This is a genomic window from Mitsuaria sp. 7 (assembly GCF_001653795.1).
In the GTDB taxonomy this organism is placed as follows: Bacteria; Pseudomonadota; Gammaproteobacteria; order Burkholderiales; family Burkholderiaceae_C; genus Roseateles.
Window position 1 is genome coordinate 1,966,811 of the sequence record NZ_CP011514.1, and the last position, 16,115, is coordinate 1,982,925.

The window sequence follows — 16,115 nt, forward strand, 5'->3', positions numbered from 1 at the left end:
GCGCGGGAGCCGCATCAGGACCGACGGTGGCCGGCGCGCTACAGGACCCCTGATTTTAGGGGCACGAACAGGACGGCCTCATGCAGGCTGCGCAGGAAACGCGAGCCCGCGGCGTCGCGGACATGATCGATCAGGACCAGGACTTGCCCCCGGCCGCTCGGCGCGGTCATGGGCGCCACCAGCCGGCCGCCGGGCGCGAGCTGGTCCAGCCAGGCTTGCGGGATGTCGTCGCCGCCGGCGGCGGAGATGATGCTGTCGTAGGGCGCCGAGGGCCGGTGGCCCAGCATGCCGTCGCCGTAGACGAGCCGGATCTGGTGATGGCCGACGAGATTGGCGCGCGCCTTGTCGTGCAACGGCTTGAGCCGCTCGACCGACACGACCTGCCTGGACAGCTGCATGAGCAGCGCCGCCTGGTAGCCGCAGCCGGTGCCGATCTCCAGCACCTTGCCCAGATGGCCGCGTTGCCGCGCGCCGGGCGCCTCGAGCATCAGCGCCATCATCCGGCCGACCACGGACGGCTTGGAGATCGTCTGGCCGTGCCCGATCGGCAGGCTGGTGTCCTCGTACGCCTGCGTGGCGAGCGCGGAGTCGACGAAGTGATGGCGGTGCACGGTGGCCAGCGCCTGCAGCACGCGGTCGTCGGACAGGCCTTCGCGGCGCAGCCGATCGACCATGCGCTGGCGCACGCCGGCGGAATCGAGGCCCAGCCCGATCGGCGTCGTCTGCCGCGCCTTGATGGCGGCGGCCTGCTGCCAGTGGCCTTGCGGCTTGAGGGGCTCGCGCGCCTCGGCGGCCGCGGCCGCGCCCGGCACGCCGGGTCGGGCCGATCCGAGCTTGTCCAGCGACAGCGGAAAACGCTTGGGCCGGGGCGGCAGCGAGGTCATGGACGCCCGTCGGTCTGCAGTTGCTGGCGCCAGTGGCCGAGCGTCGCGTGCTCGGTGAGATCGACCTGCAGCGGCGTGACGGACACGGCGCCGTTGGCGGTCGCATGGAAGTCGGTGCCCTCGCCCGCTTCGCGCTCGGCGCCGGCGGGTCCGATCCAGTAGATCATGTCGCCGCGCGGGCTGCGCTGCTGGATCGTGGCCTCGCTCGCATGGCGGCGGCCCAGTCGCGTGATGCGGCGCGGCAGCGAGGCGGCGTCGGCGCGGTTCGGGATGTTGACGCTGAGCAGGAAGGCCCGGTCCAGTCCGCCGGCGACCACGTCCTGGATCAGGGTCCGCATGACGGCCGTGGCGGCGTCCAGATGGCCCCAGCCCTTCTCGACCTGCGAGAACGCGATCGACGGCACCCCGAAGAGGTAGCCCTCGGTCGCGGCCGCGACGGTGCCCGAATAGAGCGTGTCGTCGCCCATGTTGGCGCCGTTGTTGATGCCGGAGAGCACCAGGTCGGGCTTGTAGTCCAGCAGGCCGGTCAGCGCCAGGTGGACGCAGTCGGACGGCGTGCCGTTGACGTAGCGGTAGCCGTTGGAGGCGGTATAGACCGAAAGCGGCCGGTGCAGCGTGAGGGAATTCGACGTGGCGCTGGCGTTCTGCTCGGGGGCGATGACTTCGACCGTGCCTAGCCCTTCGCAGGCACGGACCAGGGCGGCGAGTCCGGGGGCCAGGTAGCCGTCGTCGTTGGCGATGAGGATGCGCATGGGCGGCATTGTAGGCAGGCCGTCACCCCGGTGACGCGAGGGTCCACCCGCGCTGCCTATCATGCGCCCGGAGCCCTCCGGACAGGGCAGGAACAGGAGACGAGACATGAAGGCATGGCTGTGCGAGAACCCGGTCGGCGTCGAGGCGCTGCAGTGGAAGGAACTGCCGTCCCCGCAGCCCGGCCCGGGCCAGCTGAAGGTGGCGATCAAGGCGGCGAGCCTGAACTTCCCCGACCTGCTGATCGTGCAGAACAAGTACCAGATGAAGCCGCCGCTGCCCTTCGTGCCGGGCACCGAGTTCGCGGGCATCGTCGAGGCGGTCGGCGACGGCGTGACCGGCTTCAAGCCGGGCGACGCGGTGGCCGCGTTCACCGGCACCGGCGGCTTCGGCACCGAGGCGCTGGTGCCCGCCGCGCTGGCGCTGCCGCTGCCGACTGGCTTCCCGTTCGAGGACGCCGCGGCCTTCATCTGCACGTACGCGACCAGCCACCATGCGCTGATCGACCGCGCGGCGCTCCAGGCTGGCGAAACGGTGTTGATCCTGGGCGCGGCGGGCGGTGTCGGCACGGCGGCGATCCAGATCGCGAAGGCGGCCGGCGCGCGGGTGATCGCGGCGGCCTCGTCGGATGAGAAGTGCGCGCGTTGCCGCGAGATCGGCGCCGATGCCACGATCAACTACGCGAGCGGTTCGCTGCGCGACGAGATCAAGACCCTGACCGAGGGCAAAGGTCCGGACGTCGTCTACGACCCGGTCGGCGGCGACCTGGCCGAGGCGGCCTTCCGCTCGATCGCCTGGCGCGGCCGCTACCTGGTGGTCGGTTTCGCGCAGGGCAGCATCCCCGCCCTGCCGCTGAACCTGGCTCTGCTGAAGGGGGCCTCGCTGGTGGGCGTCTTCTGGGGAGAGTTCGCCAAGCGCGAGCCCAGGCGCAACGCCGCGATGATGATGGAACTCGCCCAGTGGTACGCGGCCGGCAAGATCCGCCCGGTGATCGACCAGGTGCTGCCGATGGAGGAGCTGCCCAAGGCATTCGCGCGCATGGCGTCGCGGCAGGTGGTGGGCAAGCTGGTGGTCGTCAACGGCTGATCGCCCGTCCTCGGGCCGGTCGACCGCCCGTCGACCGCTCGTCGACCGCCGGAAGCGCCCTTGCCGCCTGTCGGACGACACCCTGTTTCACGGGGCATGCAAGCCCGGGGGGCGCTGCTAGGATGCGGCCAGCTATCGCTCCCCACACCATGGCCGTCAAAGTTCTCATCGTCGAAGACAACCCCGTCGCCCGCAGCTTCCTGTGCCGCGTGGTGCGCGAAAGCTTCAGCGACGGCATGGAGATCACCGAGGCCGGTGACCTGGAAGGCGCGCGCCGGAATCTGGCGAAGGTGGAGGCCGAATCGCCCGCCACCGGCTACAAGCTGATCATGATCGACCTGGAGTTGCCGGACGGCAACGGCATGGAGTTCCTGGGCGAGCTCGCCGGCAAGCCGGCGGTGAAGATCGTCACCACGCTCTATTCGGACGACGACCACCTCTTCCCCGCGCTGCAACGAGGCGCCGACGGCTACCTGCTGAAGGAAGACCGCTTCGAGGTGCTGGTGGAAGAGCTGCAGCGCATCGTGCGCGGCCAGCCGCCGCTGTCGCCGGCGATCGCGCGCCGGCTGCTGTCGCACTTCCGCCCGGGCTCGACCGGCGATTCGGGCCCGATGGGGCTGAACTCCGGCTTCGGCAGCCTGACCTCCTCGGCCACGCCGAGCACGCGCGGCGTCACGCTGGATCCGGTGCCCGAATGGGAACGCCTGACCCCGCGCGAGAACGAGGTGCTGACCTACCTCAGCAAGGGCTTCACGATCAAGGAGATCGCGAACCTCATGGGCATCAAGTGGTTCACCGTCAACGACCACATCAAGAGCATCTACAAGAAGCTCAACGTGTCGAGCCGCGCGGAAGCGGCGGTGCTGGCTTCGAAGCAGGGCTTGGTGTAACTGCCGGACTGCTGATCACTCGCGCTGAAGGGCCGGCCACCGCCGGCCCTTTGCATTTCCGGTCTCATCGCATCCCGGCCCTGCGGCCGGAACGTGACGGACGATCACCAGCGATAACCGGCCTTCGCGTAGTACTGACGCCCGTTCGCCCCGAACGGCGAGAACTGGTTGTAAGCCAGGATGCCGCCGATGGCGTTCGGCGTGATCACTCGATCGGGGTAGCGGTTGGTGACGTTGTCGATGCCGGCGCTGAGCGACCAGGCGCCCTGCTCCCATCCCGCCGACAGATCCAGCAGCCACGCCGGCCCGAAGGTCTGGTCGTTGGCCGCATTGGACTGGCGGATCACGAAGCTGCCGTAGCGGCTCGCCGCGGCGCGGACTATCCACGGGCCAAAGCGGTGTTCGGCGCCAAGCACCAGCTTGTCCTTCGGTGACCCGATCGTGGCGCGCGCCAGCGAGACACGGTCGATCAGCTCCAGGTTGCTGGCGGTCAGGATGGCCGGGTTGTCGTCGACATGCCGGATCGAATTCTTGTTGTGGTTGTAGGCCACCGTGTACTGGCCGCGACCCGCGCCGCCCCAGTCCTGCTGCCACGTGCTCACGATGTCCACGCCGCGCGTGCGCGTGTCCAGCGCGTTGGTGAAGTAGCGGCCCGCGCTGACCAGCACGCCTTGCGCCGCCAACTGGTTGCGCAGCGCGGCGGGCAGCGTCAGGTTGGCCGACAGCAGGACGCGGTCGTCGATGTCGATCTGGTAGACATCGACCGTCGTCTGCCATTGCGCCAGCGGCTGCAGCAGCAGGCCCAGGCTCACATTGCGCGACTTCTCCGCCTTCAGCGGCTTCGCGCCCAGCGCCGCTGCGGGCGCCGATTCGACCGGGAAAGTGCCGGCGTCGACCAGCGCGCCGTTGATCAGGTTGGTCGACGTGGTGGCGAAGTACTGCTGCGCCAGCGACGGCGCGCGGAAGCCGGTGGAGACAGTGCCGCGCAGCGCCACGGCCGGCGAGAACACATAGCGGCCCGACAACTTGGCCGAGGTCGCGCTGCCGAAGTCGTTGTAGTGCTCGGCGCGCAGCGCGGCGGAGGCGCTGAAGGCCTTCGTTACCTGGCCTTCGAGGCTGGCGTAGGCGGCGATGTCGTGGCGCGAATGCGCGCCGGCGTTGCTCGGCTGGAAGCCGGGGAAGCCGGAGGCGCCGCCGCTCTGATACGACGCGGGTTCGCCGGCGTCGATCTCATAGCGCTCGCGACGAGCCTCTGCGCCAAACGCCAAGGTCCACGGCGCGGCGAGGCCGATGTCGACCTCACGCGACAGGTCCAGGTTCAGCACCGTCTGCTGATTGCTGAGCCGGCCCGCATCGAAGCGTGTCGGACTCGCATTGCCGAGCGAATAGTTCGCCGTGTTGGCCACGTCGATGTCGAAGCGGTTGCGGCCATGGTTGACGCTCGCATCCCAGGACCAGCCGGCGAGTTCGCCGCGCACGCCGGCCACGATGCCGGTGTCGACCGTGGTGCTCTGCTCCAGCGGCAGGAAGCCTTCCGGATACAAGCCCGCGACGTTGTTGGCGACGGCGGTTGCGCGGGTCCGCCAGAACGCGGCGGAGACCGTGTCGCGATGGCTCAGCGTGGCGACGGCATAGGCCTGCAGGCTGCCGGTCAGCGCGATCGCGGCGTTGATCACGGCGGACTGCTGATGGCTGTCCGGATCGCCGAGGCGGTTGTTGACCTGGCCGAAGCGGGGTTCGGTCGCCGCTTCACGCGTGTCGACGCCGGCGCGGTTGGTGCGCTGCTGATGGCGGTTCTCGAGCGCGAAGCGCACCCAGCCGTCCTGACCGAGTGCGAAGCCCGCGCTGGCCGACTCGGTGTGGCGGAAGCCGTCGCCTGAATCGGTCTGGCCGACCTCGGCGTTGATGCTGCCGCCCTTGGCGCCCTTCTTGAGCACGATGTTGATCACGCCGGCGATCGCGTCGGAGCCGTACTGCGCGGCGGCGCCGTCGCGCAGGACTTCGACGCGCTCGATGGCGGCGAACGGGATGGTGTTCAGGTCCACCGGCGCGGAGCCGCGGCCCTGCGTGCCGTTGATGTTGACGACCGCGGTAGTGTGGCGACGCTTGCCGTCGATCAGCACGAGGGTCTGATCGGGCGAGAGTCCGCGCAACTGCGCGGGTCGCACGGCGTCGGAGGCGTCGGTCAGCGACGGACGCGGGAAGTTCAGCGACGGCAACAGCTGGCCCAGTGCGGTCGCGAGTTCAGACGTCCCGGTGCGTTGCAGATCAGCGACGCTGAGGACGTCGACGGGCGATTCGGACTCCGCGACGGTCCGGTTCACGCGACGCGTGCCTGTGACGACGACCTGCTGGAGTTGATCACCGGCGGCGGCGGCCGACGATGTTGCTGTCTGCGTCTGAGCCTGTACGACGGGTGCGAGGCTGGCGATGGCGGCGAGCGCAACGGCGCTCAGCGGGATCTGCGGGCGGAAGGACGAACGGAGGGACATGGGGGCTTTCGGGGATTCATCAGTCACGACAACCTCATAGCCTGCGGGCGTTGGCGTGCCCGGCCAACGAAGCGCGACGCACAAGCAAATGCGAAGGACGAGCTTCTGCCTCTATCGCAACTGCGTCAGCACCACCGCCAGCGTCCCCAGCGACAGCACCGTCGACACCAGCGTGGTGGTCGACGACACCCCGACGTCCCGTCGGTAGAACTCCGCCAGCATGAACGGCCCGGTGCCTGTGGGCAGCGCGGCGAGCAGCACGGCGGCGCCCGCGCTGTGCGGCGGCAGCATGAAGACGTGGTTCGCCAGCCACCACGTCAGGCCCGGCAGCGCGAGCAGCTTCACCGCCACGAGCGCCCAGGCGGTGCCGCGATCGGCGCGTCGCACCGGGCAGTCCGCGAGGAACACGCCCAGCGCGACCAGCGCGCATGGCGTCGCCGCCTGGCCGAGCAGTTGCAGGAAGGTATGCGCCACCTCGGGCAGCGCAACACCTGTCCCCGACCACGCCGCGCCGAGCAGCGGCGACAGTACCAGCGGATGTTTCAGCGAGCGCCACAACGCCGCGCCCACCCGACGGGCCCGGCTGCGCCCATCGCCTTGCAGGCCGAGCTCGATCAACACGATCGCCACGGAGAACAGCACGCACACGACGATCAACGTGGCGATCGTCGCCTCCACCTGGCTGCCGCGGCCGAAGACCAGCAGACAAAGGGGCAGGCCCACATAGCCCGTGTTCGAGTACGACGCCGCCACGGCTTCGACCGAGGCGTCCGCCATGGGCCGTCCGGCGCGCAGTCGCGCGAGGAAGACCGCCGCAAAGACCGACGCCGTCGCCAGCCCGAAAGCGCCGACGAAGCCAGGCTGCCACAACGCGGCCCAGCTGCTGTGCGCGGTGATGTCGAAGAGCAAGGCCGGCAGCGCGAGCCACACGACGAAGGCGTTGAGCACGCTCGCCGCATGGCCGTCGAGCAGCGACAGCCGCCGCGCGCCGTAGCCTGCCGCAATCAGGCCGAAGAGTGGGAGCAGGATGCTCAGCGTCGCGGGCATGAAGTCATTCGGCCGGATCGAGCTTGGGCGGAACCCCATCCTGCTGCCATTGCGCCATCATCCGCTTGTAGCGCCGCGGCATCAGATGGCGCAGCAGCACGCCCAGCATCAGGAGCGTGCCCAGCAGTCGGGCGCCTTCGCTGTCGCGCGACAGGAGATGGAGCACGATCTTGCCCGTGAGGACGAGCCCAAAGAGCTCGATCACTCCGGCCGCGCCCGACAGCAGGTAGGCCAAGGCCATCGCTGCGGCGACGACGCTTGCGCCGATGAGCACGTCCCCAGGCTGCTGTTTCATCCGCGACCGCCCTTCAACCCGCCGGCCGCTGGGTTTCGCCCCACTGCGGATTGATCAGCGCGAAGGTCTCGTGATCGCGCCACGCGCCGTCGATGAACAGGTAGCGCGGGCTGAAGCCCTCACGCCGGAAGCCGAGCCGCTCCAGCACGCGACGGCTGCGCGCGTTCTCCGGCCGGACCGACGCCTGAACGCGGTGCAGCGACACCGCCGGCCCGAACGCTTCGTCAATCAGATGCGTCAGCGCTTCCTGCATCAGCCCGCCGCCGACGCAGCCCTCATCCAGGCTGTAGCCCAGCATCGCGCTCTGGAACACGCCGCGCGCCACGTCCGACAAGGCGCACACGCCGATCACCCGCTCAGGCTCGTCCGCCAGCGACAGCCAGTAACGCCAGATCGTGCCCGCATCGAAAGCGGCCTCTTCGCGAGCGAGGCGGGCTCGCGTGACGTCCGGCTCCCAATGATTCGCAGGCCGCGTCGGATCCCAGCGCGCGAAGTGCGCGAGGTTGCGCGACTGGTAGTCGATCGTGGCGTCGGCCAGCGCGGGCGTGGACGCCCGCATCAGCAGGCGCCCGGTCCGCAGCAGCTTGAGCGGCGATCCGGCGCGGATATCGGCTGAAGCGTCGACCGGGGCAACGGCAGCGGCGTTGCCGGGGAGTTCGGCAGGAGGCTCGACAGGAAAAGCAGGCATGGCGCAACTGTAGTCGCCCGATACGACCTCACGAGCGGATGTCGCAATCCACTTCAAAGATGTCGTTTGTGACCGTTCATTCCTCTGAGACTCGTCGATAGAGTTCACTTCGTTGTCCAACCCGTCGATCTGACAAGGAGCTCACCATGAAGGTTTTCGCCATCGCTTCCCCCACCGCGTCGCTGACCCCGCAGGCGATCGAGTCGCACATGCCCGCCGAGGTCCACGACACCGTCCGGATGTACCTCTCCGGCAAGGTCGACCAGTTCTGGTTCCAGGAAAAGGCCGGTCCGATCTTCCTGATGGACGTCCCGTCGCTGGAAGACGCCAAGGCCACGCTGGACGCACTGCCGCTGGTGGCCGACGGACTCATGAGCTATGAGCTGCGACCGGTCGTGCCGCTGATGCCGCTCGCGCGTCTGATTCCGGCGAAGTGATCAGCGCAGGTCGTTGCGCAGTTCGCGCACGCCGCGTCCCAGCCGCTGACGGAGCAAGGTGCCCAACGTTGCGCCGTCGGCGTAGCCGACTTCCGCGGCGATGGCCTCGAGGTCCAGCCCGCTCCCATGCAGCAACGACTGCGCGCGCTCGACGCGCAGGTCCTGGAAGTAGTCCAGCGGCGACTTGCCCAGCACCGCCTGGCAGCGCCGCTGCAAGGTGCGCGCCGTCGTCGCCAGCGCGGCGGCGGCGTCCTGCAGCGAAAACCCGTCCTTCAGCCGCGCGCGCGACCAGCGCTCGAAGCTCAGGATCAGCGGGTCCGATTGCGCCAGGTGATTCGGGATGATGTACGGCGCCTGCAGGCTGCGGATGTCGGCAAGCAGGTAACGCGACACCAGCGCCGCCAGCTCCGGACTCGCCTTGCGGATCAGCCACAGCGCGAGGTCGAGGTGCCCCATCGCCGCGCCCGCCGTGACGCCGACATCGGTCGGCACCAGCATCCGTGATTCGTCGAGTGCGACCTTCGGATAGCGCTGGCGGAACAGCGGCGAGAGCGACCAGGTCGTCGTCGCCTCGCGGCCGTCGAGCAGGCCCGCTTCCGCGACGACGAAGGTCCCGATGCAGGACGCGCCGATCGGCACGCCCTTCGCGTGCCAGGTCCGCAACTGATCCATCGCGTCGGCCACGTCGCGCTGTTCGAGCGCGGGCAGCAGACGGTCCGGCGTGGTCGCGGCCAGCGCGGGCATGAGGACCCAGTCCGGACGCGAGCGCGACGAGATCGCCTGCACCGGCACCGTCAGCCCCTGGCCCGAGCGCACACGCTTCCTCACGCCGACGATCGTCACGTCGAACGGCGGCGCCAGCCCCGGCAGCAGCGCCGACAGGTTGTTGGCGGCCCGCAATGCGTCGAGCGTCACCGCCAGCCCGGTGTCGAAGTGACCTTCCAGCGCGAGCACCGAAACCTTCATGTCGCAATTCACCTGTTGATGATGATTTACGACTCTACCAGCGAGTGAATACCCGGAGCGGACGCGCATGACCAACGGAGCGTCACGAAGTCCGGTGCACAATCCCGCCCGCGCTTTTCAACGCCTTGCCTCTGAATCGATGCCTCGCTTCAACCGGTCCCTCACGCTGTGGACGTTCGCCCTGCTGGTGGCGAGCGTGCTGCTGGCGTGGCCGTTGCACGAGGCCCTGCACGTGAGTCAGCCGATCACCGCATTGAGCGGCGCTTCGACGTCCTCCGTTGAAGGAACGACCTCCGACGCCGCCGCCGACTTCGACGCCGTCATCGCGTCCGCCTTCGACGATCACGGCGATGCCGACGGCCCTGACGGGGTCAGCGGCGCCGGCGAAGCCAAGGGCGGCGGCTGCGCGTGGTGCCTGTTCCATGCGCAGCTCTTCGCGGCATCGGACACGCCGCTCGTCTTCAGCTTCCATGCGGAAGCTTCTTCCCCGCCCATCGCGCCTCCCAGTGGCTTGCCCACCGGGCGCTGCGCACTCGCGGCCGAACCTCGAGGTCCACCCCGGGCCTGAGTCTGCGTCCTCTCCGGACGCCTGACCTCTCCACGTCTTCACGGCTTCATCCGCACCTCCGGTGCCGGGTGACGGCCGCGCTTGGCGTCGACTTCCCTCCTCCCGGGCCCTCTCTCATGAACTCGATCCGTTTCACCTCCGTCCCTTCCTCGTTCTCGCCGCTGCAGGCTTTCACGCTGAATCCCCTCGCCGTCGCCGTTGCGCTCGCATCGACCCTGGGGGTCGCCACCGTCCACGCGCAGACGGACGGATCCGCTGCCGAAGCACCAGCCGACGCGCAGGCGCTGCGACGCGTCGAGGTCTCCGGCAAATCGGCGTCGACCGTCCGCCAGCCCGGCGACCGCAACGACCTGAGCCTCAAGCCGACCGCCCTGCCCGGCTCCGTCCAGCATCTGAGCGAGGAAGACATCGCCTCGACCAACATCGGCCGCGACATCTCCAATGTCTTCCGCCGCGTGCCCGGCGTGCTGGCCAACAACATCGACCAGGGCGAGACAGGCAACGGTTTCCGCATGCGCGGCTTCGCGACGCAGGGCACGCACGGCGCGGACACCGCCGTCTACGTCGACGGCGTGCCGCAGAACGTCCCGTCCAGCCAGGGCGGCGCGGGCCACGGCCCGGTGTTCCTCGAATGGCTGGTCGGCGACCTGATCAGCGGCATCGACGTCGTCAAGGGACCCATCTCCGCGCTGTACGGCGACCAGAACCGCGCCGGCGCGGTGGACATCCGCACCCGCGACGGCGGCGCGGCGACACCTTCCAGCCTCGGCGTGAGCGTCGAACGCTACGGCCTTCGACGTGCCACGCTGGTGCTTTCCAACACCTTCGGCGGAGGCTCCAGCAACGGCTCTGGCAACGGATCCAACAGCGGTTCCGGCAGCGCGTCGGGCAGCAGTTTCTTTGGTGGTTTGCCGAAAATCGATTCGCTGCTCGTCGCCGATCTCTACCGAAACGACGGCTACCGTCGCGACTCCCGCACCGACCGCGACACGCTCTTCTGGAAGCTCGGCACCCGCGTGGGCGACGCCCGCTACAGCCTGCGCTTCACCCGCTACGTCGCCGACTTCGCCGCCGCCGGCTACCTGCTGCTGCCGGATCTGGAGAAGGGTCTCGATCCGCGCTCCACGCAGGCCAACACGCCGGGCTTCGGCAACGCGCGCCGCACCTCGCTGGTCCTGAACCGCGCGCCCGCCGAGGGCGACGCCGGCTGGTACGGCACCGCCTACGCCGAGCGCTTCGACCGCACGCGCGGCATCACCTCGAACGCGACGACTCACACCGTGGGCGTCGACCACCGCAACATCTTCGGCGGGCGCGTGCTGCAGAACTTCCGCCTCGGCGAGGACGCCGCGATCGCCGTCGGTGCCGAGGCGCGCGCCGACCGGGGCGATGCGTCGCGCCGGATCTTCGTCAACCGCCTCCCGACGGCCAACTACGTCAACGCGCAAGACCTGGACCTGCTCACCTACGGCGTGTTCGCGCAGGCGCAATGGCGTCCCGTCCGCGATCTGAAGCTCAGCGCCGGCGCGCGCTACGACCGCTTCGACTACGACATCGACAACCTCAAGCTGCCCGCGGCCGCGACCGACTACCGCAAGGGCGTGCTGACGCCCAAGCTCGGCGCGTCGTGGTCGGTGATGCCGTCGCTGGAGCTGTTCGCCAACGTCGCGCAAGGCATGCGCTCACCGGCGGCCGAGCAGATCAGCAGCAGCGGCGCGACCGGTCCGCTGGGCGCGTCCGGCGGCGTGATCAGCCCCGTGGCACCGAGCAAGGTCCGCTCCTACGACGTCGGCTTCACCACCGCGCCGCTGGCCGGCTGGACCACCTCCGGCACCGCTTACTACATCCAGAACGACGACGAGATCACCGGCCAGCCCGACGGTTCGTTCAAGTCGGTCGGCGACACGACCCGCAAGGGCGTCGAGCTGGAGACGCGCTGGCAGATCGCCGCGTCGACCAGCGTCTACGCCAGCCTGGCCCGCATCCTCGAAGCGAAGGTGAACAACCCCGCGGCCAACACCGGTGCGAAGCTCTCCGTGCCGAGCCGCCAGTTCAAGGGCGGCGTGCAGCACCGCTTCGCGCTCGGCGCCGGCCGGATGACGCTGAATGCCGATGCCTACTACATCGCCAGCATTCCCTACTACGTCGGAACACCCGCGACGCAGGAGCGCGAGATGCCCGTCTACACGCGCTACGACCTGCGCGCGACCTACGACTGGGCCTCCATGCAGGCGACGCTGTACGCGGTGTTCCAGCCGCACCGCTACGGCACCGAGATCGCCTACGGCAGCGCCGCGGGCCTGATGCTCTCGCCGGTGCCGCGCAGCACGGTCGGCGCCTCGCTGAAGGTGTTCTTCTGATGAGCGCCCCGGTGCTCGAAACCCGGCGACTCGTCGTGCGCCGCGGCGCCGCCGCCACGCTGGACGCGCTCGATCTGCGCGTGCCGGCCGGCTGCGTCTACGCGCTGCTCGGCGGCAATGGCGCGGGCAAGACCACGACGCTCAACGCGCTGCTCGGCTTCGTGCCGGCGGCGGCCGGCCAGGCGCTGGTCGACGGCATCGACGCCACGCGCGATCCGCAGGCGGCGCGCGCCCGGATCGCCTACCTGCCGGAGAACGTCGCCCTCTACCCCTACCTCAGTGGCATCGAGAACCTGCAGCATTTCTGCGCGCTCTCCGGCCTGCGCATCGATTTCGGCACCGCCTGCGACCTGCTCGCGGCGTCCGGCCTGCCCGCCGAGGCGCATTCGCGCCGCGTCGACGGCTACTCGAAGGGGATGCGGCAGAAGGTCGGACTCGCCATCGCGAAGGCGCGGCGGGCGCGCGCCATGCTGCTGGACGAACCGACGTCCGGCCTCGATCCCGCGGCCGCGAACGAATTCGCGCGCGGCGTGCTCGGCGCCCGCGACGCGGGCCTGGCGATCCTGATGGCCACGCACGACCTGTTCAACGCGCTGCAGGTCGCGGACCGCATCGGCATCCTGCGCGAAGGTCGCCTGGTGGCGGAGTTCGATGCCCGCGGCGTCGCGCACGATGAGCTGGAGCGGATCTACCTCCAGCACGCGCGGGGTGATGCGCGGGGTGATGCACGAGCCGGGGCGCGAGGCGGACGGCGAGGCGATCCGCGCAGCCAAGCAAGTACTGACCCCGGCGACGAAGCACGCGCCGTCGAGGAGCCGTCGCCATGATGAGGACCCTCGTGATGACGGAGCTCCGCGCCCAGATGCGCGACGGTCGGCTGTGGGTGCTGGGCGTCGCGCTGGTGCTGCTGTTCGGCGCGATGCTCGCGCTCGCGCAGCAGCGACGCGACAACGCCGAGCAGGAGCGGCTTGAAGTCGAGACCGCCTCCCGCGCGCAATGGGACCACCAGGGCGGCAAGCATCCGCACCGCGGCGCGCACTTCGGCCTCTATGCGTTCAAGCCGAGTTCGCCGCTGGCCGCGGTGGAGCCCGGCATCGACGCGCAGGCGGGCCAGGCGCTGTGGCTGGAGCCTCACAAGCGCAACATGGCGATGTTCGCGCCGGCGGCCGACGCCGCGCCGGCCATCGGCTTCGGCGAATTGACACCGGCGTTCGTGCTGAGCGCGCTGGTACCGCTGCTGATCGTGGTCCTCGGCCACGGCGCGATCACGCGGGAACGCGAGTCCGGCACCTTGCGCCTGCTGCAGGCCTGCGGTCTGCGTGCGCGGGCCATGCTTTTCGGCAAGTGGCTCGGGCTGTGCGCCGCCGTCTCGCTGGTGCTGGTGCCCGCCCAGTTGATCGCCTTGCTGCTGGGCGCCCGGCTCGTCACCGACGCGGACGTGGCTGTCGAAGCGATCACGCTTTGCATCGCGCTGCTCGTCTCCTGCGCCGTCTGGGCCGCGGTGACGGTGAGCGTCTCCGCGTTCTGCCGCAGCTCGCGCGCCGCGCTGCTGACGCTGGCCGGCGTGTGGGTCACCGCGGTGTTCCTCGTGCCGCGACTCGGCGCAACGGCGGTCGAGCGCCTCGCGCCGCTGCCCACGAGCCAGGACTTCTGGTCCGCCATCGGCCGCGACATCGAGCAGGGACTGCCCGGCGACGGCGATTCGAAGCAGCGACTGCAGGCCTTCGAGGCCAGGCTGCTCGCCGAACACGGCGTGAGCCTCCTCGACGATCTGCCGCTAGGCGCGAACGCCGCGCGGCGGCTGTTCCGCGATGCCTACGCGGCCCGCGTCCACGCGCTGCACTTCGACGCGCTGTGGACAGCGCAGTTGCGGCAGCAGGCCTTGCTGCGCGGCCTGACCGCGATCAGCCCCTACGCGCCGATGCGTGCGGTCGGCGGCGCGCTCGCGGGCACGGACCTCGCGCATCGCCGGCATTTCGAGGACGCGGCCGAGCAGTACCGGCAGACCTTCACCACGCGCATGGACCAATGGGACCGCGACGCCACGCGCGGCCTGACCTCGTTCGAAAGCCGCTACGCGGGCGACGCGCAGTGGCGCGCGATCCCGCCGTGGACCTACGAGCCGCCCGGGTGGCGCTTCAGCGTGAGCACGGCGCTGCCCGACCTCGGACTGCTGGCGCTGTGGTTCGCGACAGCCGTCGGCGCGCTCTGGTTCAGCGCGCGGAGGGTGGCCCCATGAGCGTCATCCCTGACATCGACACCTGGCGCGCGGAGGGTCTGCGGCTTCGACGCCAGCCGCTCGCCTGGATCGCGCTCGGCGCCCTGCTCCTGGCATTGCTGACGGCGGCGCTGTCTGCGGGATTCGAAGCCCGCGCGTGGCGGCAGGCCGCCGCCGAGGACGGCGCGCGTCGCACCGCGCTCATCACCGCCGCCGTCGAGCAGTTCCGCAGCCTGCCGCCCGGTCCCGGCGCCGCGCAGGCGACCTACCAGTTGGGGCGGGGCGAACTCGGCGCCACAAGGATGCCGGTCGGCGATGGGCTCGCCCTCGGCGTCGACCGGCTGCGCGTGCTGCCGGCGCAGCTCAAGGCGACGCTCGACAGCCGTCATGTGGATGCCCGTCCCGCGGGTCCGCTGCGCAATCCGCTGCTGACCGACAGCGGTCTGCCAGGCCTTCCTTCGATGGTGGCCCTGCTGCTGCCGCTGGTCGCGCTGGCGCTGTGCGCCGGCCTGCTGCAGGAGGAGCGCGAACAGGGCCGGCTCGGCCTGCTGCGCGTGCAGGCGCGCCGCGGCATGACGCCGGTGATCGTCGCGGCGCTGGGTTGGCGCTTCATCGCGCTGTGGGGGGTGACGCTGCTCGCCACGCTGCCGGCGCTGCTGCTCGATCCTGGAAGCCAGCAGGCCTCGGCAGCGACAGCGGCGACAGCAACAGCAACATCAACAGCGCCGGCGGAAGCGGCAATGCCGGCGTCCGCCGCCGGGCACTGGGCGCTTGCGCTCGCGGTCTTCTGTGGCGTCTGGGTGCTGCTGGGTGGTCTGCTGTCGGCGCTGCCCTTGTCAGGACCGGCGGCGATGCTCGCCGCGCTGGGCCTGTGGGTGATGCTGAGCTTCGTCGTTCCCGCCGGGCTGATCTGGGGCGCCCAGCGCGAGTCACCGATGCCCTCGCGCCTGGCCGCGATCGTGCAGATCCGCCAGGCGCAGCAGGACAGCGAGACCCACGAGGACGCCCTCGCCCGCGACTGGTACTTACGGCATCCGACGGTCTCCGCGCAGTTGCCGGCGGCGTGGCCCGCGAGCTTCGTGCCGCGCGTGCTGGCGCAGGACCGCGTGCTGCGTCCGCTGATGCGGCGCTTCGACGACGCGCGTCTGCGTCAGGCCGCCTGGGTCGAGCGCTGGTCGTGGCTGTCGCCGGGTCTCGCGCTGACGCTGACGAGCGAGCGCCTGGCCGGCACCGACGCGGCCAGTCACGTCCGCTACCTGCGCAAGGTCGATGCCTTCGAGGATCGCTGGCGGGACGCGCTCATCCCGCAGGTGATGGACCGGCGCGGGATCAGCGCAGAAGACCTGGCCGCGCTGCCGCGGTTCGCGGGGAGTTCCACGGAGAAGGACAAGCCCTCGCTGGACCTATAGTCACGCCCGCCGCGCCCCGCCTGGA

At 70.1% G+C, this 16,115-nt stretch carries 15 protein-coding genes; 8 read left to right on the forward strand and 7 right to left on the reverse strand.

Features of this window, described 5'->3' with window-relative positions:
- Positions 1-38: 38 nt before the first annotated feature.
- Both ABE85_RS08670 and surE read right to left on the reverse strand, forming a co-directional pair.
- Positions 39-884 carry a protein-L-isoaspartate(D-aspartate) O-methyltransferase gene (locus tag ABE85_RS08670; protein WP_067272712.1) on the reverse strand — a complete coding sequence of 282 codons (846 nt, stop codon included), beginning with the start codon at positions 882-884 and terminating at the stop codon, positions 39-41.
- Complete coding sequence (gene surE / locus ABE85_RS08675) at positions 881-1,636, reverse strand: 5'/3'-nucleotidase SurE (protein WP_067272714.1); 756 nt, start codon at positions 1,634-1,636, stop codon at positions 881-883. Before surE ends, ABE85_RS08670 begins: the two co-directional genes overlap by 4 nt.
- A 106-nt stretch (positions 1,637-1,742) precedes the next feature.
- Between surE and ABE85_RS08680 the strand changes: the two genes are divergently transcribed.
- Positions 1,743-2,720 (forward strand): NADPH:quinone oxidoreductase family protein, encoded by a 978-nt coding sequence (locus ABE85_RS08680; protein ID WP_067272717.1) that lies wholly within the window; start codon positions 1,743-1,745, stop codon positions 2,718-2,720.
- Between the two features lie 149 nt (positions 2,721-2,869).
- A complete protein-coding gene (locus ABE85_RS08685) occupies positions 2,870-3,610 on the forward strand; it encodes a response regulator transcription factor (RefSeq protein WP_067272720.1) in 741 nt (246 codons plus the stop codon).
- A 104-nt stretch (positions 3,611-3,714) separates the two neighbouring features.
- Here ABE85_RS08685 and ABE85_RS08690 read toward each other — a convergent pair whose 3' ends face one another.
- From ABE85_RS08690 to ABE85_RS08705, 4 genes are all read right to left on the reverse strand, one after another.
- Positions 3,715-6,102, reverse strand: a complete 2,388-nt coding sequence (locus ABE85_RS08690; RefSeq protein WP_067272723.1) for a TonB-dependent siderophore receptor — start codon at positions 6,100-6,102, stop codon at positions 3,715-3,717.
- 111 nt (positions 6,103-6,213) lie between these two features.
- Positions 6,214-7,149 (reverse strand): AEC family transporter, encoded by a 936-nt coding sequence (locus tag ABE85_RS08695; protein ID WP_067272726.1) that lies wholly within the window; start codon positions 7,147-7,149, stop codon positions 6,214-6,216.
- A gap of 4 nt (positions 7,150-7,153) precedes the next feature.
- Positions 7,154-7,444 (reverse strand): hypothetical protein, encoded by a 291-nt coding sequence (locus tag ABE85_RS08700; RefSeq protein WP_067272729.1) that lies wholly within the window; start codon positions 7,442-7,444, stop codon positions 7,154-7,156.
- A gap of 13 nt (positions 7,445-7,457) precedes the next feature.
- A complete protein-coding gene (locus ABE85_RS08705) occupies positions 7,458-8,132 on the reverse strand; it encodes a GNAT family N-acetyltransferase (protein ID WP_082938452.1) in 675 nt (224 codons plus the stop codon).
- Positions 8,133-8,278: 146 nt separating this feature from the next.
- Between ABE85_RS08705 and ABE85_RS08710 the strand changes: the two genes are divergently transcribed.
- Complete coding sequence (locus tag ABE85_RS08710) at positions 8,279-8,569, forward strand: hypothetical protein (protein WP_067272734.1); 291 nt, start codon at positions 8,279-8,281, stop codon at positions 8,567-8,569.
- Here ABE85_RS08710 and ABE85_RS08715 read toward each other — a convergent pair whose 3' ends face one another.
- Positions 8,570-9,535, reverse strand: a complete 966-nt coding sequence (locus tag ABE85_RS08715) for a GlxA family transcriptional regulator (RefSeq protein ID WP_067272737.1) — start codon at positions 9,533-9,535, stop codon at positions 8,570-8,572.
- 139 nt (positions 9,536-9,674) lie between these two features.
- Here ABE85_RS08715 and ABE85_RS08720 point away from each other — a divergent pair, with 139 nt between their 5' ends.
- From ABE85_RS08720 to ABE85_RS08740, 5 genes are all read left to right on the forward strand, one after another.
- Complete coding sequence (locus tag ABE85_RS08720; RefSeq protein WP_067272740.1) at positions 9,675-10,103, forward strand: DUF2946 family protein; 429 nt, start codon at positions 9,675-9,677, stop codon at positions 10,101-10,103.
- A 116-nt stretch (positions 10,104-10,219) separates the two neighbouring features.
- Positions 10,220-12,463 carry a TonB-dependent receptor gene (locus ABE85_RS08725; protein ID WP_082938453.1) on the forward strand — a complete coding sequence of 748 codons (2,244 nt, stop codon included), beginning with the start codon at positions 10,220-10,222 and terminating at the stop codon, positions 12,461-12,463.
- Positions 12,463-13,290, forward strand: coding sequence for an ABC transporter ATP-binding protein (locus tag ABE85_RS08730; RefSeq protein ID WP_197507266.1), 828 nt, complete (start codon positions 12,463-12,465; stop codon positions 13,288-13,290). Before ABE85_RS08725 ends, ABE85_RS08730 begins: the two co-directional genes overlap by 1 nt.
- Positions 13,287-14,702: a DUF3526 domain-containing protein gene (locus tag ABE85_RS08735; RefSeq protein WP_067272743.1), complete on the forward strand. Its 1,416-nt coding sequence runs from the start codon at positions 13,287-13,289 to the stop codon at positions 14,700-14,702. The genes ABE85_RS08730 and ABE85_RS08735 overlap by 4 nt, the downstream gene beginning before the upstream one ends.
- Positions 14,699-16,090: a DUF3526 domain-containing protein gene (locus ABE85_RS08740; protein ID WP_067272747.1), complete on the forward strand. Its 1,392-nt coding sequence runs from the start codon at positions 14,699-14,701 to the stop codon at positions 16,088-16,090. Before ABE85_RS08735 ends, ABE85_RS08740 begins: the two co-directional genes overlap by 4 nt.
- The last annotated feature ends 25 nt before the right edge of the window (positions 16,091-16,115 follow it).